The organism is Mycobacterium gordonae, assembly GCF_002101675.1.
Taxonomy (GTDB): Bacteria; Actinomycetota; Actinomycetes; order Mycobacteriales; family Mycobacteriaceae; genus Mycobacterium; species Mycobacterium gordonae.
In genome coordinates this window covers 24,823-43,426 of the sequence record NZ_LQOY01000003.1, presented here as the reverse complement: position 1 = coordinate 43,426, position 18,604 = coordinate 24,823, and the positions used below count along the sequence as shown (strand labels likewise).

Here is an 18,604-nt window from a genome sequence, read left to right as displayed (position 1 = left end):
GTTCCGGCGGCAGCGCCGGGACGTTCGGCCACGCCGGCGCCGGCGGGGACGGCGGCGCCGGCGGCATGGGCGGCAGCGGTGGTGACGGTGTGCCGGCCGGCTTCAACAACCCCGCCGGCAAAGGCGGCGCCGGCGGCGTCGGCGGCGATGCCGGAGCCGGCGGGAACGCTGGCGCCCACGGCTACAACGGCAGCGGCGGACAGGGCGGCGACGGCGGACAGGGTGGCACGGGCGGGGCCGGCGCGCCCAGCGACGGAACCGGCCCCGGCAAGGGCGCCGGCATGGGTGGCCACGGCGGTAACGGCGGGGGCGGCGGGTGCGGGCGGAGCTGCCGGCACCGGCGGGTCCGGTGGCGCCGCCGGCGTCTATGGCGACGGCGGCACCGGCGGAACCGGTGGCAACGGCGGCAATGGACTCAGCGCCGCGGCCGGCACCGGCGGCAACGGGACGGGCGCCGGCTCCGGCGGCGAAGGGGGCACCGGCGGCAACACCGGTGCCGGCGGCCGCAACGGCAACGGCGGCAACGGCGGGGTCGGTGGCACCGGTGGCGACGGGGGCAGCGGCACGCCCGACACGGGAGCAGGCGGTGGTAGCGGCGGTGCCGGTGGCAAGGGCGGTCTCGGTGGCTTCAGCGGTGCGGCCGGTACTGGGGGCACCGGCGGCACCCCGGGCACGGGTGGGGCCGGCGGCGCCGGCGGCGTCGGCGGCGCCGGCGCGGACGGCGCCGCCGAGACCGGGCGCACGGGCGGTAACGGCGGCCAGGGTGGCGGCGGCGGCATCGGCGGCAGGGGTGCTTCCGGCGGCAGCAACGGCAACGGCGGTGTGGGTGGCGCCGGCGGCGCAGGAGGCAACGGCGGCAGCGGGACACCAGACACCGGCAGCGGCGGCGGCGCAGGGGGCATGGGCGGCACCGGGGGGACCGGCGGCATCGGCGGCTGGCCGGGCGAATTCGGTGACGCCGCGATGGGCGTCGCCGGCACCGGTGGCGCCGGGGGCGCCGGCGGTAACGGCGGCGTTGGCGCTAATGCCATCGCCGGGTCCGGCAACAGTGGCGGCTACGGCGGCTACGGCGGTTATGGCGGTTACGGCGGTTACGGCGGCAACGGCTTCTATAGCCCTGGCGGCACTGGCGGCGAGGGCGGTGCGGGAGGTGCGGCCGGCCTCGGCGGGCTCGCCGGCAACGGCGTCGACCGGAACTACTCCGGAGATGGCGGCACTGGCGGCACTGGCGGTAGCGGCGGGTACGGCGGCGCCGGGCGCGTCAACCAGGAAGGCTATGCAGGCGGGGCTGGCGGCAAGGGAGGCACCGGCGGCGACTCGGTGGGCGGAGCCGCCGGCAACGGTGGCACCGGTGGCGACGGCGGCGGTGGCGGTTATGCCGGCTACGGCGCCGGTCAAGCGGGTGCTGTCGGCGGGATGGGCGGCACTGGCGGTACCGGTGGCACCCCGGGTTCCGGCGCAACCACCGGAGTGGGCGGTAACGGCGGCAACGGAGGCATGGGCGGACCGGGTGGCCAAGGGGACTACGGCACGAATGCTGTCGGCTACGCCGGCGGGATGGGCGGCACAGGTGGCACCGGCGGGGACCCGGGTACCGGGGGCGTCGGCGGCAACGGCGGCACCGGTGGATACGGCGGCCCCGGCGGCTACGGTGACGACGGTGACACCGCCGAGGGGTACGCCGGCGGCGTCGGCGGCAGCGGCGGTAACGGAGGCGCGCCCGGGCCCGGCGGCAACGGCGGTGCCGGCGGCGGTGGCGGCTACGGCGGCACGGGCGGTGACGGCTACTCGGGGGCAGAAGACCAGACGGGATACGCCGGCGGCGCCGGCGGCACCGGCGGCGCTGGTGGCGTAGGAGCCTCGGTCGGCGCCGGGGCAGCCAACGGCGACGGCGGGCTCGGCGGCCCGGGTGGCCAGGGCGGCGAGGGCGGCTATGGCGGCTATGACGGCACCACCTACGCCGGTGAGGCCGGCGGACAGGGCGGCACCGGCGGCACCGGCGGCACCGGCGGTCTCGCCGGCTCCGGCACCGGCACCGCGGGCACCGTCGGCGGGGGCGGCGTCGGCGGGATCGGCGGCAAGGGCGGCACCGGCGGGGCCGGTTACTACAACGCCGACGCCGGCCCGGGCGGCCAGGGCGGTACCGGCGGCACCGGCGGCGCCGGCGCCAGCGGCGTCACACCCGGCCAGGCCGGCGCCAACGGCGGGGTCGGCGGCACCGGTGGAACCGGCGGCAGCGGCGGGACGCCCCCGGGCTCCGGCGCGGCCGGTGACGGCGGCGACGGCGGTGACGGCGGCCAGGGCGGCGCCGGCGGTGACGGCAACGGCGCCCCCGGCGGCCAAGGCGGCGCCGGCGGCAGCGGCGGTCAGGGCACCGCACCGGGCGGCGTCGACGGCGGACCCGGCGGCCCGGGTGCCGACGGCCTAAACCTTTGACGCAGCCCGCCGCAGGGCGGCCTCGGCCGCAGGGCCGGGGATCCACAACACCGGTAGCAGACCGCCGGCGCACACCAGGATCAGCACCCCGACACTCGGGGTGAGACCGAAGTCGTCGTTGACCGCCAGCGTCGTCGAAACCCCAAGCGCGCCGCCGAAATTGCGCATCAAAACCAGTAGCGAGGTGGTGGCGCCCAGGTTGGGGGGGCCGGCACTGACCTGCGACAACAGCAGCGCCGGCAGCACGCCGAGGGAGGCCGCCGCACCGACCAGCGCCGCGGCCCCGAACAGCGACGGCAGCGATACCGAGGTCAGCAACAGCATTCCCGCTGCGGCCCCGGCCACCAGCGCCGCCACGACCACCGCGCGGGTACCTACCCGCAAGGCCAGCACGGCACTGACCGAGCCGACCGTCATCCACATGACCGTCAGCGGCACGGCCACCAGTCCTGAGTTCATGCCGTGCGCCGCCGCGTGGGCCAGCTCCGGCAGATAGGTCAGGTACGAATACTGCACGAACCCGATGGCCAGTGCGGCCAGGGTGCAGCCCAACACCACACGGTTGACCAACACCGCAGCCGGGATCAAGGTGTGCGTGCGGGTCCTCGTCCGGCGCAAAAAAAGTCCGACCAACACCACACCCGTCAGCATCACCCAACACGAAAACCGCTCCACCGCAAGCAATACGGAAAACAGACCGACCGTCAGCACTGCACTGCCCCGGTAGTCGAACGGCGGCAAATCGATCACCGGCGCGGGTCTTGAGAGCAACTGTCCCCGCAATGCCCAGGCCGCCGCCGCGCAGAATGGCAGCACGAGTGCAAACGCCCATCGCCAGGACACGCCCATCACGGCCCCGCCGATGACTGGACCGCACGCGGCCGCCATGCCGTAGGCGACGTTGTATTGCCCCTGCAGGCGTGCGCGCTCGGAAGGCGTGCAACGGCCCGCGATGATCGCCTCACCCAACGGGACCAGTCCCCCGGCGCCCATTCCCTGCACCACTCGTCCAGCCACCAAACCGGCGAAACCCGTTGCGAGGCAGGACAACAAAGTACCAAGCGTGAAGAGTCCCAGTGCCGCCCACATGGGGTCCCGCTCGCCTCTCAGATCCAGCCATCGACCCCAGATCGGAATGGTGAGCGTCGAGGCGAGCAAGTAGCCCGACACCAGCCAAGCCACCTGCGGGCCGCCGCCGAACTCATCGCCGATTGACTTCAACAGCGGCACTACGACTGTCGAATCCAGAACGGACACCACCCCGGTCATGATCATCCCCGCGAGCAGGCCGCGGCTGACGGGAAGGCCGGCTCGGGTCATTTCGGCAGTATGGTGCGCAGAGGGTCTTCCGCAGAACCCCATCCGGTGAAAATCATGCGATTCAACGCAATCGGGTCCCACTAACGGTGGACAACGCCATCCACCGCCCTTGTGGCCGTTCCGCCGACATACATAGACCCGCGGTGCTGGCACTGTTCCTACTACCTAATCGACGACGAGGGATGTCAAGACATGCCAGAAATCGCAATCGCGGCCCCAAGACGCATCGGCACTGGGCCAGAGTCGCTCGCTGGGCGCATCGTGACGCTTCTGGACGGCGCCCGGAAAAACCCCGATGGTCTGCGCTTCGACGAATCCTATTTGCACGCAACGATTTGTGAGATCATCTCGGCGCGCGCACCGCTGCGGCTGGTCTTGCCCACCTTCCATGGCAAGTGTCCGAGCCGCCGCCTGACGATCGGCGACCTGCCCGACCAGGGCGAGTATCTGGCCATCCAAACCCTGGCCGAATTGCACTTGAGAATCGCCGACATCTATCCCGCTACCGAGTTGCACCTGCTCAGCGAGGGCCATTTCCACAGTGACGTGCAGCTGCTGGGCAGCGATCAAGCCGTCGACAATTACGTCGCGCGGATCTGCGACATGATCCGACCCCACTCCGGGCTGGTACTGCAGGACTCCGACGATCTGATGCCCGGGCGTTCCCATGACGAGCAGCGCCGGATCCTGCTCGCCGAACACAGCCCGGACGAGAACGAAATGCGTTGTCTGATGCGCGCCGACGAACAGCTGCTGGGCCTGTACACGGCATATACCAAGCTGCATCTGAAGCTGCTCAGCGAGTGCCGCGACGAAACGGTCTCCGGTCGCCAACAGCGGGCGCAAGCCAAGCACCGAGCGCTGCTGCAGTTGCGCAAGTACCTCGGATTCGGCCGCCTGCTTGCCAAAACATACGGCCCGGTGCCCTACGTCAAGATGTCGGCACTGTACAAGTCACCGGACCAGATCGATCAGCTCGGTGTCAACGTGATCAAAGGCAACCATCAGCGCGGCACCACATCGTTCTTCGCTGTCATGCTGCAGCGCAACGGGTTTCCCCGGATGATGCCCGCCGCGGAGGCAGCGCGCGCGGGCTGCCGGCTCGTCGACACTCACGCGTTCCCCTACTTTCAGGAAGTGCAGGCCCCATGCGTTGGGACAGCATCATTTTCGACTTCGACGGAGTAGTCGCGGTCAACAGTCAGGCGGTCGCTTTCGATGTGCTTGCCGACGCAATCGCGAACTTCGGCGTAACTCTCTCCCGCCATGACATGTTCGAGCGGTATCTGGGTTGGCGGGGCGAACAGATCCTCGACCACGTCGAAAGGGCATACGGCATCCACATCGAGCGGTCCGTGCTCGATCCGGTGCGCGCCAAGATTCACCGCCGGTTGCTTCGTGACGTGCGCAAGGATCCCACCCTTACCGCGCTACTGCGGCTGCGGGTGCAAAGGTTCATCTGTTCGGTGAACAAGACCCACTTCATCGAGAACCTGCTAGGCGCCCTGGAGATTGCAGAATACTTTCCGCGCACAACGATTTTCGGAGAACAGACAGACTGCCGCTTCAAACCGCACCCCGACATCTACCTGGCCTGTCTGCGCGAGCACGGCCTCGACCCGCTGCGGACCTGCGCGGTTGAAGACAGCGTCGCCGGCGTGCGAGCCGCTCGGGCCGCCGGTCTGCACGTGTACGGATTGGTCAACGGACTTCCGGCACACCTACGATCCGACTACGCCGTCCAGCTCGTCAGGGCCGGGGCTGACCGGGTGATCGACGACTTCCAGGAGGTCGCGCAATGAACACTCCTGTTCCGGCCCTTGACCTGTCCGGCACTCGAGCAGTGGTCGTCGGCGGCAACAGCGGGATCGGACTGGCCACCGCGGGGGCGCTGCTGAGTCAGGGCTGCCTGGTCCGCATCACCGGCCGCGACCCCGCCACGATGGACAACGCGCTGGCGTCATTGACCCCCTGGTCGGACGCGGTGACCGGGCAATGCTTTGACATCAACGATCGGGTGCGGTCCCAGGAGTTCCTGGATGCGATCCGAAATGAATGGGGCACCATGGATCTCCTGGTGAACTGCGCCGGTATCAGCCGGCGCGCGGCGCCGCAGGAGCTCATCGACGACCATTGGGACGAGGTGGTCGCGACCAACCTGTCGAGCCAGTTCAAGTTCGTCCGCGATGCCTATCCACTGCTGCGCGGCCATCAGCGCGCCGCCCGAGTGGTGCTGATCGGCAGTATGACCTCGATTTTCGGCACTGCGATCGGTGCCGCCTACGCGGCCAGCAAGGGCGGTGTGGTGCAACTGGCGCGCAGCCTGGCAGCGGCGTGGGCGGGCGACAACATCCTGGTCAACGCGGTGCTGCCCGGATGGGTCCGCACCCCACTGACCGACGCCGGGCGGCTCAGCCACCCTGACTACTACAGCCGGATCGACGAGCGGATCCCGCTGGGACGCTGGGCCGAACCCGGTGATATCGCCGATGTGATCTTGTTTCTGTGCAGCGATCTGAGCCGCTACATCACCGGTTCGGCCCTGACCGTAGACGGAGGTCTCAGTGGCGTTTTCTGAGCCGGCCAACCGGACCATCGCCTTCACCTCGCTGCTGTCGTCCGCCGACTATGTCCGCGAGAGGTTCGCCCGCCGCGGAGTCACCCTGCTGGATGTCGTCGACCAGCAATTAAATTGTCCGGCAGATGATGTCGACCCCCGGGGAATTCTGCGCCGCACCGTCGAAACGCGAGATGGCGCGATCGGCTACGACGCCGGAGACTTGATCCCGGCCGCGCAGGCCCTGGCCGCCGCGCAGCCGGCCTTCGTGTTTTACGGATTCGAGTACGACCTGGCCTCGGCCGATCGACTGGCCGCGCTGGTGTGCCCTGATTTCGCCAACGATCCGGCGACCTCCCTGGCCCGCGAACGCAAAGACGAGACCGACCGCCTGCTGCGCAGGCATGGATATCCCGTGCCCCGGGAAATGTCGTTCCGGTTGCACGAGCCGTTGCCGGAGCGGGCGCTGGAGGCGATCGGTGACTCGATGATCATGAAACCGGTGCGGTATGCGGGAAGACACGCCATCGTGTCGCGGGAGGACGTGGACGCCTGGCTGCACCAGGCCCGAGTGGCCGATCCCGACCCGGACGCTGTTTACACGGCGCAGGAGTTGCTGATCGATTGGGACGCCGCGGGTATGCAGCAGACCTACAGCATCGACGGCTTCGCGATCGTGGGCGAGTACTACTTCGTCAGCCTGCAGCGCTGGCACAAGGTGGTTCGAAGCGACGGCATGCGCTACTGCTGGGCCGACCAACTCGACGTCGGAGCTCCCGAGCATGCGTCGTTGCTGGCGCACACCCGTGAGGTGCTGAGGGTTCTCGGCCACCAGAACGGGTTCTTCCATCCGGAGTTCACCGAATCGCCCAGCGGGCTGGTGCTGATCGACCTCAATCCCCGGTTGGCGGGGGCCGGCGGAATGGTCGACCGGATGGTCGGCATCGCGCAGGGAGTCGGCGTGATCGACACGTTCATCGATGTCGCATTCGGCAAGCCGATGATGGTGCCCGAGCCCCGCCGGCAGGTGCGTCTCCTGGCCATCTACGGGCTCGACTCCGGTGATGTACCCACCGTCGCGAGCCTGTCCAGCGTCCGCGAGATCTTCGGTTCGAAGATGATGGGCTGTCACTTCATCCTCTTCGCCCACGACGACCTCGCGCAGGTCAGGGCTGACAGCGACTTGTGCTATCAAAGGTTCGTGGCTCCGCGATACGGGACGAAAACCGGCGGCCCTAGCGCACCACGGCCATAGCGAACCCGTCCCACCCCTTGCCGCCGACCGTCTGCAGCACCGCGGTGTCCAGACGCGGGTGCTCACCCATCAGCTGCAGCGTTCCGCGGGTTGCGGCGACCCTCACATCGTCGGCCTCGGTCAGCACCTTGCCGCCGCGGATGACGTTGTCGACCACGATGGTGGTGCCGGGACGGCCCAGCCGGACCGCCCACTCCAGGTAAGCGGCGTTGTTCTCCTTGTCGGCATCGATGAACACCAGGTCGAACGGGCCGCCGGTCACCGTCGGCAACGTGTCCAGCGCGGCCCCGACCACCACCTCGACCCGGTCGCCCAATCCGGCCCGGTCCAGGTTGGCGCGAGCGAGTTCGGCACGTCGCGGGTCGAACTCCAGCGTCACCACCCGCCCCTGCGGACCGGCCCCGCGCGCCAGCCAGATGGTGCTGTAGCCGCCCAGCGTGCCGAGCTCGAGGATGCGACGCGCCTGCATGGCCGACGCCAGCAGGCACAGGAACTTGCCCTGCTGCGCCGACACCGCGATTCGTGGCAAGCCGGCCTTGTCACTAGCCGCGACGGCCGCGGACAATGCCGGATCAGGGCCGATGAGCGTGCTGTCCAAGAAGGCGTCGACGGCCTGCGGGTTCGCTTCTGCGGGCATAAACCACGCTAACTCCTGACCCGGCCGGCACCCCGGAACACCCGGCCGGGTTGTTTACCCGTACCCCCGAGGGGTATAGAATGTAGGGTGAACACCGCCCCCCTACTCAGATGAAGGTGATACCAAATGGCAACTCACGAGGCTGGAACTCTGCTGACCTGCGGCCACGAAGGCTGCGGCTGTCGCGTCCGCATCGAGGTCCCCTGCCACTGCGAGGGCGGCGAACCGTACCGCTGCACCTGTGGGGACGACCTCGTCCCCGTTCAATAAGTCGATAGAGCCAGCAGGCCGGTCGTGCGGCCGGACGCGCCGCTCAGCGCCCGAACGTACGGCCGGCCAGCTCCACTTCAGCCGCCAGCGCCAGGGTGACCGCCGAAGCGCCGACGGCCACCGTGTGCCTGCCCTGCGCGATGTGCCAGGTCCCGTCGGCGTAGCGCGCCAGCAAGCGCGGATCCGCCTCGACACGCACGCGGTGCGACTGCCCGGGTTCGAGGTCGACCCGCTGGAATCCGAGTAAGCGCAAGCGCGCCTCACCCGGCACCCCGGCGAGATAGACCTGGGGGACGTCGCTCCCGGCGCGCTCACCGGTGTTGACGACGGTCACCGCGGCGCGCACGGTGTCCCCACCGGTCACCTCGAGGTCGCGGTACTCGAAGCTGGTGTAGGACAGGCCGTGTCCGAACGCGAACAACGGGGCCTGCCCGGTTCGGGCGAACCAGCGGTACCCGACGTCGGCGCCTTCCGAATAGTCGATGGTTGTCGGCGATCCCAGCTGCGGGCGCGGCGTCTGGCCGAGATCGGCCGGAAAGCTGATCGGCAGCCGGCCCGATGGATTCGCCTGCCCGGTAAGGATTTCTGCGATCGCCCGGCCACCCTGCTGCCCGGGATACCACGCCTGCACGATCGCGGCCACCGCGTCACGCCACGGCATGGCCACCGGGTTTCCGGTCTGCAACACCACCACTGTGTTCGGGTTGGCCGCGGCGACCGCGGCGATCAACCCGTCCTGACCCCACGGCAGCGACAGATCGGCCGCGTCGAATCCTTCGCCTTCGGCCCGGGTGGCGTACACGATCGCGATGTCGGCCCGCCGTGCCACCGGCACCGCCTCGGCCGGGCTGATACCGGGGTCGAATTCGATGTGCGCCCCCGGCAACAACTTCCGCAGTTCCTCCAGCGGGCTCGACGGCTGCAGGTACAGATTGCGCATGCCCGCTTCCAGACCCGAGCCGCCGATCGGGATCACGTCGGCATAACCGCCCGGCGGAAGCACGGTGCTGGAACCGAATCCGGCCGGCACGCCGCGGTGCGCGTAGCCACCGATGACGGCGATACGCACGCCCCGCCCGGCCGGCAGCGGCAGCGCCCCGCGGTTCTGCAGCAGGACGATTCCCTGCCGTGCAATCTCGAGGGCAATGTCGTTGTGCGCGTTGAGGTCCGGCTCTGGCACCGGTCCCCACTGGTCGACGCCCACGGCGAACATCGACCGCAGAATCCGCCGCACCATGTCCGACAACCGCTGCTTGGGAAGCCGGCCGTCGGCATAGGCGGCCCGCAGTGGGGCGCCGAACGTTTCGTCCTGCCACAGCAGGGCGTCGATCTGGGCGCCGCACTCCTGATCGAGACCGGCCAGGGCGCACTCCCAGCTCGGCGTGCCACCCCAGTCCGACATCACCCAGCCGGGGAATTCCCAGGCACCCTTGAGCACGTCGTTGAGCAGGACGGTGTTCGCGGCGGCGTAGTCGCCGTTGACTTTGTTGTAGGCGGCCATCACCGCGCCGGGCCGGCCACGTTCTATCGCGAGCTCGAAGGCCAGCAAGTCGGATTCGCGGTGCGCGTCGGGGTCGATCAGGGCGTCCAGCCAGTGCCGATTGGTCTCGTTGCAGTTCAGCGAGAAGTGCTTGGTCGTGCAGATGACACCGTGCTGCTGGATTCCGGTGACCTGTTCGGCGGCCATGGTGGCGCTGAGCAGGGGATCCTCGGAGAAGTACTCGAAATTGCGGCCGTTACGCGGATCACGGGCCAGGTTCATCGCGCCCGCCAGCTGCACATTGAATCCGCGGCTACGTGCCTCGACCCCGATCACCGAGCCCGCGGCGCGGGCCAGCTCCGGATTGAAAGTGGCCGCCAGTGCGAGCCCGGCCGGCAGCGCGGTGGCAGTGTCGCCCGGCCGGAAACCGGGATTGGTCACGCCGAGTCCGGCGTCACTCATCCGCAGCGCCGGGACACCCAGTCGCGCGATCCCCGGCACGTACCCGGCGCTCATCGGGACCTCCGGCGGGATCCGCTCATCGCGCAGCCCCCACATGTCCCCGGCGCCCATCACGCCCACCAGCAGGGAGAAGCGCTCGTCGTCGGTCAGCTGTTCCTCGACCTCGCGCGCGCGGGCGTCCGGGTCTTTCAACGCACACCCTCTTTCGCGTACACGACACGCAGCACATGGCCGAGCTCGGGACCCATCACCAGCTCTGTCAGCGTGCACATCGTCGCCGCGAAGTCCGGCCCGTGCGGCGGCGGCACCCGGCACAGGTGATGCGCCATCTCATGCAGTATGACGAGTTCGCGCATCGCCCAGTCCGCGGTGCCAAGATCGGGCACGGCGATGGTGCCGGCCCCGTCGTGGTTCTCATAGTGCGCAGAGCCGGCTCCGCGCCGGGCCCGCACCCGCAGCTCCGGCACGTCCGGCCATTCGCGACGCACCGCCGGCAGCGCCAGCACATCGTCGACATAGCGCTGCACCGACGCCACCGACGCGAACCGTCCTTCCGGCGGCAGCGTCAGCTGGGCGCCGAAGAAGTCGATACCGCGCGAACCGTGCTCGGCGGCACGGTCGAACATGACCCGCACGAATTCCTCAGCCGCATAGACTTTGGCGCGTTGCGAATCGCGGGTCAACGGCCCAGCGCGGTTCGCGCCCCGGGCAGCTCCTGGCTGCTGCCCAGCCGCGCCCGCCGCCCCGCCCGATCACCCGCGCGTCGCGCCGCCGACGAGTACCCGGCGGAAGCCCGGTTGGCCCGCCAGGTGCCACGCGCCCGGGAAGCCTCGCGATAGTGGTCGCGCAACTCGACTTCCTTGTCCCGCAATGCGATAGCGGTGCCGGGAGCACGGCGACGGTCCTTGGACGCTTCCTGCTTGGCCTGCTCTCGGGCCTCCGCGAGGCGCTGACCGACGCGCGCCCCGAAAGCGAGCTGAAAGTTCAGGCGGGCGGTGATGGTGGGCGTCGGCCGGTGCTCGCCCGTGGCGAGATAGGCGTCGGAGGCCCGGACCATCTGCACCACCAGGCTGGCGTACAGGGCGTGCGTCGCGTCGATGTCTTCGGCGAACCCGTAGGCGTAGACAAAAGTCGAGTTCGAGGCGATGTCGCAGCGCACGTCGTTGGCCGCCGCGATCAGCACGAAGAGCTGCACATAGGTGCGCAGCCCGCGGGTACCCGCCTCGCCGATGGTGATGGTGCGCTGCGTAGGGGCCTGGGCCGCCGATCGGTTGGCGGAGTGCGAGCGCGCCACCGCAAGATCGATGGACGACGCCGTCGCCAACCGCTGCGCGGCGGTCATGAACGCCTCGGCCTCGTGCGGATTGTCGGTGCCTTCGGCCTGACGCAGCAGTGCCGCGATGCGAGACAGCATCTTGTCGTCGGTCATGCCGCCAAACTAGCGCAGCGCCATGACAATCCCGCTCCGCGATTCACAAGCGCAAATTGAGCCACGAGACCACGTCGTCGAGGACCTGATCCTGCTCGGGCTCGTTGAAGACCTCGTGGAACAGCCCGGCGTATTCCTTCAATTCGACGTCGGCGGAACCCACGCAGTCCACCAGACGGCGGCTGCCCTCGATCGGCACCAGCGAGTCACCGGTGCCGTGCACCACCAGCAACGGCGTCGTCAACGCCGGCGCCCGCTGCGGCATCGTCTCGCCCACCTGCAGCAGGGCCCGGCCCAGCCCGGCCGGCACCTTGCCGTGGTACACCAACGGGTCGGTGTTGTATGCGTCGACCACCTCCGGGTCGCGGGAGATCGCGTTGAAGTCGAGCGCCTCCACCGGCAGGCCCGGCGTCAGGACGCCCAGCACCTTGGCGGCCAGCGCCACCACCCGCGGCACCATGTCCTGCGCGGCGACAGCCGGCGCGGACAGCACCATCAGGTCGTAGTTGTCCGGGCGTTCCACACCGTAGGCGAACACGATGGCACCGCCCATACTGTGCCCGAGCACGATGCGCGTCAGGCCCGGGTTTTCCCGGGTAGCAACGCCCACCAGCGTGTCGAAGTCGGCGGTGAACTCCGAGACGTCGCGCACCATTACCCGCTTGCCGCCCGAGCGGCCGTGGCCACGGTGATCGAGTGCGTAGGTGATGAGTCCGGCCCGCCCCAGCCGCTGCGTCACGTGGTCGTAGCGGCGGGCGTGCTCGCCGAAACCGTGGGCGAGGATGACCACCGCGCGGGGCGGGACGTCCGGGGTCCACACGTCGTAGACGATGGGGACGCCACCAACGCCATCGAAGTTTCTTTCAGTGCGGGTGGTAGTCATCACCGGCAGCTTACGGCCTGTACGGCCACTCCTCGCGGCGTGTTGTCACACGCTCTGCGTAGTCTCGAACAGGTGAGTGTGCTCACCGAAAATTCCCCCTCGAATGCCGGCGGAGATTTCTCCGCCCACGCCGAGCCGTACCGGCGTGAACTGCTCGCCCACTGTTACCGGATGACCGGGTCGCTGCACGATGCCGAGGACCTGGTGCAGGAGACGCTGTTGCGGGCGTGGAAGTCCTATGACCGGTTTGAGGGCAAGTCCTCGGTCCGCACCTGGTTGCACCGGATCGCCACCAACACCTGCCTCACCGCCCTGGAAGGCCGGGGGCGACGGCCGTTGCCGACCGGCCTGGGCAACGCCCGTTCGGATCCGACGGCCGAACTCATCGAGCGCGCGGAGGTCCCCTGGCTGGAGCCGCTGCCCGACGCGCAGGATCCCGCCGACCCCGCGGTGATCGCGGAGTCGCGGGAGTCCGTGCGGTTGGCGTTCATCGCCGCGCTCCAGCACCTGTCGCCGCGCCAACGGGCGGTGTTGCTGCTGCGCGATGTGTTGCAGTGGAAGGCGGCCGAGGTTGCCGAGGCGATCGGGACCACCACCGTGGCCGTCAACAGCCTGCTGCAGCGCGCCCGTACCCAACTGGAGGCCGTCTCGCCCAGCGCCGATGACCGGCTCGCCGCGCCCGATTCGTCCGAGACGCAGGACCTGCTGGCCCGCTACGTCGCCGCGTTCGAGAGCTATGACATCGACCGGTTGGTGGATCTGTTCACCGCTGAAGCGATTTGGGAGATGCCGCCCTACACCGGCTGGTACCAGGGGGCGAAGGACATCATCACGCTCATCCACACGCAGTGCCCGGCCGAGCATCCCGGTGACATGCGGATGATCCCGATCATGGCCAACGGCCAACCCGGTGCGGCCATGTATATGCGCGCGGGTGACCGCCATGTCCCCTTCCAGCTGCACGTCCTGGACGTCCGGCCGGACGGGGTGTCCCGGGTGGTCGCATTCCTCGACGGATCGCTGTTCGCCAGATTCGGTCTGCCGGACGCGCTGTGAGCGTCGCACCCACCGTCACGCCGGTGCCCGGCCGGCCGTCGATCCTGTTGGGCGCGTTCGACATCGCCGGCGTGGGTTACGGCGCGAAGGAATTCTTCGTCTCCGGCAGCGCCTCGTCCTACACCGCGGAGCAGCCGCTGGATCCCGACGGCCGGTGGCGCGTAAGGGCTTCGCGCACAGCCGATTACACGACGCGGGTGGTGGTACTCACCCCCAGCGACCCAGCCGATTTCAACGGCACGGTGCTCGTCGAGTGGCTCAACGTCAGCGGCGGAATCGACGCTCCGGCGGTGTGGCTGATGGCGCACCGCGAGGTGATCCGGGCGGGTTATGCCTATGTCATGGTGTCCGCCCAGAAGGTGGGTGTCGACGGCGGCGTCAGCATGCTCCGGCTCGACATGTCGCTGAAGAGCCAGCACCCCAAACGCTATGCCGGCCTGAGCCATCCGGGTGACACGTTCGCCTATGACATGTTCTCGCAGGTGGGCGGGCTGGTCCGCGAGACGGGTGACCTCCTGGGCGAGCTGCGCCCCGAGCACGTTATCGCGGTGGGCGAGTCGCAGTCGGCGATGTTTCTCACCAGCTACGTCAACGCGGTGGACCCGCTGGCGCGGACCTACGACGGGTTCCTCGTGCACTCCCGGTTCGGGCCCGCCGCGCCACTGGACGACGGCTCGATCTTCGACGATCTGCAGTCCAGCACTGCCCAAGCCGTGAAGTTCCGCCCGGACCTGCGTGTCCCGCTGATGACGATCATCACCGAGACCGACCTCTACGGCACGGGACGGCAGGGGTACTACGCCGCCCGGCAACCCGACCACGACCTGCTGCGGGTGTGGGAGATCGCCGGCGCCGCGCACGCCGACAACTACACGATCCAGGTGGCCCCCATCGATTCCGGGTCGGCGTCGATCGAAGACCTGGCCGCGGCCTACCAGCCCACCGACAACCTGATGGGCCGGCAACTCGACCACTTCATCAACTTCGGGCCACAGCACCATTACGTGGTGCAGGCGTCGCTGGCGGCGCTGACCGCCTGGGTCCGCACCGGAACGCCGCCACCGAGCGGCCCGCCGCTGCAGGTCGCAGAATCCCCGCACCCGCAGCCGGTCGTGGACGGCAACGGCATAGCAGCGGGCGGGATACGTTCCCCGTGGGTGGATGTCCCGATCGCCCGCACCTCCGGCATCGCCGCTGGCGACAGCGTTATGTCGTCGATCTTCGGCTCCGGTGAGCCTTTCGACGATGCCACTTTGCGGCGCCTGTACCCGGGCGGGGCAGAGGACTACCTGAGCAGATTCACCGCGGCACTGGACAGCGCGATCGCTTCCGGGTTCATTCTGGCGGCCGACCGCGACGAGATTGTGCGGCTGGCCGGCGCCATCTATCCGGGGGCTTGAAGCCGTGCCTGCCACCGCGGATGTCCGGCGAGCGGCCGATCGTGGCGTCACGACCACACCCTGGTTACAGTCCCGGCACTCCTTCTCCTTCGGAGACCATTACCAGCCGGACAACACGCATTTCGGGTTGTTGCTGGTGAACAACGACGACATCGTCGCGCCGCGAACGGGTTTCGACACCCACCCGCACCGGGACGTGGAGATCGTCACCTGGGTGCTGGAAGGTGAACTGACACATCAGGATTCCGCCGGCAACCACGGCACCATCTACCCCGGGCTGGCCCAGCGCATGTCGGCTGGGAGCGGGATCCTGCATTCGGAGAAGAACGACTCGCTCACGCAGCCAGTGCATTTCGTGCAGATGTGGGTGATACCGGACGAGACGGCCATCACACCGAGTTACCAACAGGTCGAGATCGGCAATCAGCTCGACAACGTCGGCTTGATCACTGTCGCGTCGGGAATTCCGGGACGCGACGCCGCCCTGGTCCTGCACAACCGCGCCGCGGCGCTGCATGTCGCACGACTGCCCGCCGGCGGCTCCGTCGACCTGCCTTCCGCGCCCTACCTGCACGTATTCGTGGCACGCGGCGACGTCACCGTAGCGGAACACGGCGATCTGACCCAAGGAGATGCGGTCCGGCTCACGGACGCAGACGGCAGCCGGCTCACCGCGCAGCAGCCTTCCGAAGTGCTGGTCTGGGAGATGCACGCGAAGCTGGGCGGCTGACCGACACATTAGAGTGGGCTCGACAGACAGGAGCCCCCATGTCTCAGAAACATGCCAAGCACGCGGCGCCCAAACCGAACCGGAACACCAGGCAGCTTCGCAAGGTGCGGTTCTGGGCGGCGCCGATCCTGATCACCCTGGCCCTGATGTCGGCATTGTCCGCGCTGTACCTGGGCGGCATCCTGAACCCCACCACGAATCTGCGGCATTTCCCGATCGCGGTGGTCAACCAGGATGCCGGGCCCTACGGCAAGCAGATCAGCGACGGCGTGGTGGCCGGCCTGGACAAAGAGAAGTTCGACGTCCGGGTCGTGTCGGCGGCCGAGGCCAAGCAACTGCTGGACCGGGCCCAGGTGTACGGCGAAATGGTGATCCCGCCCGGCTTCTCGTCGAAACTGCGCGACCTCGGGGAAAGCGCGCTGACCGCCAACCGCGCCGAACGGCCCACGATCACCATCTCCACCAACCCGCGGGCGGGCACGCTGGGCTCAAGTATCGCCGGCCAGACCCTGAACCAGGCCGCATCGGTTGCGAACAACAAAGTGGGCGAACGACTTTCGGCCGACGTGGCGGCCCAGACCGGCGGCGCCCCGCTGGCCGGCGCGTCGGTGCTGGCGCTGACCAGCCCGATCGACATCAGATCGACCGTGTACAACCCGCTGCCCAACGGCACCGGAAATGGGTTGTCGGCCTTCTACTATGCGCTGCTGCTGCTGCTGGCCGGCTTCACCGGCAGCATCGTGGTGAGCACCCTGGTCGACTCGATGCTGGGTTACGTGCCAGCCGAATTCGGGCCGGTCTACCGTTTCGCCGAGCAGGTCAACATCTCCCGCTTCCGCACGTTATTGGTCAAGTGGGGTCTGATGGTGATCCTGGCGCTGGCGACGTCGGGCGTCTACATGGCGATAGCCCACGGGCTCGGGATGCCCATCACGCTGGGTTGGCAACTGTGGCTGTTCGGTGTGTTCGCGATCAGCGCGGTGGGGATCACCTCGAGTTCACTGATCGCGGTGCTGGGGTCGATGGGCCTGCTGTTCAGCATGCTGGTCTTCGTCATCCTGGGCTTGCCGTCCGCCGGTGCGACGGTGCCGCTGGAGGCGGTGCCGCCCTTCTTCCGCTGGCTTGCCGAATTCGAGCCGATGCACCAGGTATTCCTCGGAGTCCGGTCCCTGCTCTATCTCAACGGCCACGCGGACGCCGGACTGCGCCAGGCGCTCACGATGACCGCCATCGGCCTGGTGATCGGAGTGTTGGTGGGCGGCATCATCACCCGTGTGTACGACCGTAAGGGCTTCCACCGGGTCCCTGGTGCGATCGAGCATGCGATCGCGGCCGAACACCAGGCACATCACCAGCGCGAGATGGCCCGTGAGGCCGCCATCGAGCAGGCGACGGTGACCGAACCCGAGACCGAACCCGAGACCGAACCCGACGCCGACGCCGACGCCGCACCCGAACCGCAACCCGCCCCTGAAAGCGCAAGCGGCAAAACGTAATTCGAACGCGGCCGGCCCGTCATCGGCCTGTTACTTAAGTTGACAGTGTGACGGATGTGGCTAATCCTGGGAGAGTTGCTTCCCCGGAATTGGCCGAAAGGGCTTGCCGTGCCGACGCCAGCTGCCGTCTTGCGCAGACTCCTGGCAAGCTGTGCCGCCCTGGTCCTGTGTCTGACGTTGGCGAGCACCACCGGAGCCCCCGTCGCTCGCGCCGCCGACGCGCGGGAGCTGCTGGAGCAGGCCATCGCCGGCACCAAAGGCTCCTACCTGGTCTACAACTTCGGCGGCGGACACTCGATGCCGCTGCTCGACGGCGCCGGGCACTGGTATGAGATGAACAACGGCGGCCACCTGATGATCATCAAGCAGGCCGCCACCCGGCTGCAGCCGCACCTGTTGGTGGACACCCACCAGGGCGACCAGGCCCGGTGCGAAAACAACGCCGGCGCCCGCACCGGTGAAGGGTTGTGGCAGGCATCCGAGATCTACCCGCCGCTGCAGGCGTGGCAGCGCATGGGCCAGCCGACGATCGCGATCAACGCGAACTTCTTCGACGTCCGCGGCCAGAAGGGCGGCTCCTGGCGTGACACCGGGTGCAGCTCGCCGCTGGGCGCTTTCGTCGACAACACCCATGGCCAGGGCCGCGCCAACCAGGCGGTCACCGGAACCGTCGCCTACCCGGGTAAACAGGGGCTGTCCGGCGGCAACGAGTCCTGGACCTCGCTGACGACGATGATCCTGCCGGCCGGCGGTGCTCCATATGTGTTGCGGCCCAAGGGCCGGGAGGACTACGACCTGGCCACACCGGTAATCGCCGACCTGCTGAACAAGAATGCGAAGTTCGTCGCGGTGGCCGGCATCGGGTTGCTGTCGCCGGGCAACACCGGCCAGCTGCACGACGGTGGTCCGAGCGCGGCACGCACCGCCCTGGCCTACTCCAAGCAGAAGGACGAGATGTACATCTTCGAGGGTGGCAGCTACACCCCGGATAACATTCAGGACCTCTTCCGCGGCTTGGGCAGCGACACGGCCATCCTGCTCGACGGCGGCGGCTCGTCGGCTATCGTGCTGCGCCGCGACACCGGCGGCATGTGGGCCGGAGCCGGCGCTCCGAAGGGGTCCTGCGACACCAGACAGGTGCTGTGCGACTCCCACGAACGGGCGCTGCCCAGTTGGCTCGCCTTCAACTAGCC

The 18,604-nt window shown here is 68.8% G+C and carries 16 protein-coding genes and 2 pseudogenes; 11 read left to right on the top strand and 7 right to left on the bottom strand.

Features of this window, described 5'->3' with window-relative positions; all coding sequences use genetic code 11:
- Positions 1 to 293, bottom strand: a pseudogene (locus AWC08_RS00250) (hypothetical protein); the annotation flags it as partial.
- Between AWC08_RS00250 and AWC08_RS36180 the strand changes: the two are divergent.
- Positions 286 to 2,436 carry a hypothetical protein gene (locus AWC08_RS36180; RefSeq protein ID WP_159459942.1) on the top strand — a complete coding sequence of 717 codons (2,151 nt, stop codon included), beginning with the start codon at positions 286 to 288 and terminating at the stop codon, positions 2,434 to 2,436. The pseudogene AWC08_RS00250 and the gene AWC08_RS36180 overlap by 8 nt on opposite strands.
- On the opposite strand, the gene AWC08_RS00235 is transcribed toward AWC08_RS36180, so the two are convergent.
- On the bottom strand, positions 2,425 to 3,756 hold the full coding sequence (locus AWC08_RS00235; protein ID WP_065135087.1) for an MFS transporter: 1,332 nt from the start codon (positions 3,754 to 3,756) through the stop codon (positions 2,425 to 2,427). The two genes, AWC08_RS36180 and AWC08_RS00235, sit on opposite strands and share 12 nt — an antisense overlap.
- A 192-nt stretch (positions 3,757 to 3,948) precedes the next feature.
- Here AWC08_RS00235 and AWC08_RS00230 point away from each other — a divergent pair, with 192 nt between their 5' ends.
- From AWC08_RS00230 to AWC08_RS00215, 4 genes are read left to right on the top strand one after another with little or no spacing between them, the layout of a single operon-like run.
- Entirely contained in the window at positions 3,949 to 4,944 is a 996-nt protein-coding gene (locus AWC08_RS00230) for an L-tyrosine/L-tryptophan isonitrile synthase family protein (RefSeq protein ID WP_083271130.1), read from the top strand.
- Positions 4,905 to 5,558 (top strand): HAD family hydrolase, encoded by a 654-nt coding sequence (locus AWC08_RS00225; protein WP_065135085.1) that lies wholly within the window; start codon positions 4,905 to 4,907, stop codon positions 5,556 to 5,558. The genes AWC08_RS00230 and AWC08_RS00225 overlap by 40 nt, the downstream gene beginning before the upstream one ends.
- A complete protein-coding gene (locus AWC08_RS00220; protein WP_069433618.1) occupies positions 5,555 to 6,334 on the top strand; it encodes an SDR family NAD(P)-dependent oxidoreductase in 780 nt (259 codons plus the stop codon). The genes AWC08_RS00225 and AWC08_RS00220 overlap by 4 nt, the downstream gene beginning before the upstream one ends.
- Positions 6,321 to 7,568 carry an ATP-grasp domain-containing protein gene (locus AWC08_RS00215; RefSeq protein WP_069433617.1) on the top strand — a complete coding sequence of 416 codons (1,248 nt, stop codon included), beginning with the start codon at positions 6,321 to 6,323 and terminating at the stop codon, positions 7,566 to 7,568. The genes AWC08_RS00220 and AWC08_RS00215 overlap by 14 nt, the downstream gene beginning before the upstream one ends.
- On the opposite strand, the gene AWC08_RS00210 is transcribed toward AWC08_RS00215, so the two are convergent.
- The gene (locus AWC08_RS00210; protein WP_069433616.1) at positions 7,549 to 8,205 is read right to left on the bottom strand and encodes an O-methyltransferase; all 657 of its coding nucleotides are present in this window, start codon (positions 8,203 to 8,205) and stop codon (positions 7,549 to 7,551) included. The genes AWC08_RS00215 and AWC08_RS00210 overlap by 20 nt on opposite strands.
- 126 nt (positions 8,206 to 8,331) lie before the next feature.
- Here AWC08_RS00210 and mymT point away from each other — a divergent pair, with 126 nt between their 5' ends.
- Positions 8,332 to 8,475: a copper-binding metallothionein MymT gene (gene mymT / locus AWC08_RS00205; RefSeq protein WP_082986517.1), complete on the top strand. Its 144-nt coding sequence runs from the start codon at positions 8,332 to 8,334 to the stop codon at positions 8,473 to 8,475.
- A 43-nt stretch (positions 8,476 to 8,518) separates the two neighbouring features.
- Here mymT and AWC08_RS00200 read toward each other — a convergent pair whose 3' ends face one another.
- From AWC08_RS00200 to AWC08_RS00185, 4 genes are read right to left on the bottom strand one after another with little or no spacing between them, the layout of a single operon-like run.
- Positions 8,519 to 10,609: a glycoside hydrolase family 3 protein gene (locus tag AWC08_RS00200; RefSeq protein ID WP_174900746.1), complete on the bottom strand. Its 2,091-nt coding sequence runs from the start codon at positions 10,607 to 10,609 to the stop codon at positions 8,519 to 8,521.
- On the bottom strand, positions 10,606 to 11,100 hold the full coding sequence (locus tag AWC08_RS00195) for a TIGR04338 family metallohydrolase (protein ID WP_069433615.1): 495 nt from the start codon (positions 11,098 to 11,100) through the stop codon (positions 10,606 to 10,608). Before AWC08_RS00195 ends, AWC08_RS00200 begins: the two co-directional genes overlap by 4 nt.
- Positions 11,097 to 11,846: a DUF2786 domain-containing protein gene (locus AWC08_RS00190; RefSeq protein WP_065135471.1), complete on the bottom strand. Its 750-nt coding sequence runs from the start codon at positions 11,844 to 11,846 to the stop codon at positions 11,097 to 11,099. Before AWC08_RS00190 ends, AWC08_RS00195 begins: the two co-directional genes overlap by 4 nt.
- Before the next feature lie 43 nt (positions 11,847 to 11,889).
- The gene (locus tag AWC08_RS00185; protein WP_065135470.1) at positions 11,890 to 12,729 is read right to left on the bottom strand and encodes an alpha/beta hydrolase; all 840 of its coding nucleotides are present in this window, start codon (positions 12,727 to 12,729) and stop codon (positions 11,890 to 11,892) included.
- On the opposite strand from AWC08_RS00185, the pseudogene AWC08_RS00180 reads away from it, so the two are divergent.
- The 5 genes and pseudogenes from AWC08_RS00180 (at position 12,677) to AWC08_RS00160 (ending at position 18,602) form a co-directional block, all read left to right on the top strand.
- A pseudogene (locus AWC08_RS00180) lies at positions 12,677 to 13,785 on the top strand (sigma-70 family RNA polymerase sigma factor). The gene AWC08_RS00185 and the pseudogene AWC08_RS00180 overlap by 53 nt on opposite strands.
- On the top strand, positions 13,782 to 15,185 hold the full coding sequence (locus AWC08_RS00175; protein WP_069433614.1) for an alpha/beta hydrolase domain-containing protein: 1,404 nt from the start codon (positions 13,782 to 13,784) through the stop codon (positions 15,183 to 15,185). The pseudogene AWC08_RS00180 and the gene AWC08_RS00175 overlap by 4 nt, the downstream one beginning before the upstream one ends.
- A gap of 4 nt (positions 15,186 to 15,189) precedes the next feature.
- Positions 15,190 to 15,915, top strand: a complete 726-nt coding sequence (locus AWC08_RS00170; protein WP_069433613.1) for a pirin family protein — start codon at positions 15,190 to 15,192, stop codon at positions 15,913 to 15,915.
- A 38-nt stretch (positions 15,916 to 15,953) separates the two neighbouring features.
- Complete coding sequence (locus tag AWC08_RS00165; protein WP_083271129.1) at positions 15,954 to 17,411, top strand: YhgE/Pip domain-containing protein; 1,458 nt, start codon at positions 15,954 to 15,956, stop codon at positions 17,409 to 17,411.
- 54 nt (positions 17,412 to 17,465) lie between these two features.
- Positions 17,466 to 18,602, top strand: a complete 1,137-nt coding sequence (locus AWC08_RS00160) for a phosphodiester glycosidase family protein (protein WP_083271128.1) — start codon at positions 17,466 to 17,468, stop codon at positions 18,600 to 18,602.
- Positions 18,603 to 18,604: the final 2 nt, after the last annotated feature.

What these genes read in the sequence shown, in the direction of transcription:
- AWC08_RS00235 (WP_065135087.1), bottom strand. Translation starts at nt 3,756, where the DNA reads ATGACCCGAGCCGGCCTTCCCGTCAGCCGCGGCCTGCTCGCGGGGATG.
- AWC08_RS00230 (WP_083271130.1), top strand. Translation starts at nt 3,949, where the DNA reads ATGCCAGAAATCGCAATCGCGGCCCCAAGACGCATCGGCACTGGGCCA.
- AWC08_RS00225 (WP_065135085.1), top strand. Translation starts at nt 4,905, where the DNA reads ATGCGTTGGGACAGCATCATTTTCGACTTCGACGGAGTAGTCGCGGTC.
- AWC08_RS00220 (WP_069433618.1), top strand. Translation starts at nt 5,555, where the DNA reads ATGAACACTCCTGTTCCGGCCCTTGACCTGTCCGGCACTCGAGCAGTG.
- AWC08_RS00210 (WP_069433616.1), bottom strand. Translation starts at nt 8,205, where the DNA reads ATGCCCGCAGAAGCGAACCCGCAGGCCGTCGACGCCTTCTTGGACAGC.
- mymT (WP_082986517.1), top strand. Translation starts at nt 8,332, where the DNA reads ATGGCAACTCACGAGGCTGGAACTCTGCTGACCTGCGGCCACGAAGGC.
- AWC08_RS00190 (WP_065135471.1), bottom strand. Translation starts at nt 11,846, where the DNA reads ATGACCGACGACAAGATGCTGTCTCGCATCGCGGCACTGCTGCGTCAG.
- AWC08_RS00185 (WP_065135470.1), bottom strand. Translation starts at nt 12,729, where the DNA reads ATGACTACCACCCGCACTGAAAGAAACTTCGATGGCGTTGGTGGCGTC.
- AWC08_RS00165 (WP_083271129.1), top strand. Translation starts at nt 15,954, where the DNA reads ATGTCTCAGAAACATGCCAAGCACGCGGCGCCCAAACCGAACCGGAAC.
- AWC08_RS00160 (WP_083271128.1), top strand. Translation starts at nt 17,466, where the DNA reads ATGTGGCTAATCCTGGGAGAGTTGCTTCCCCGGAATTGGCCGAAAGGG.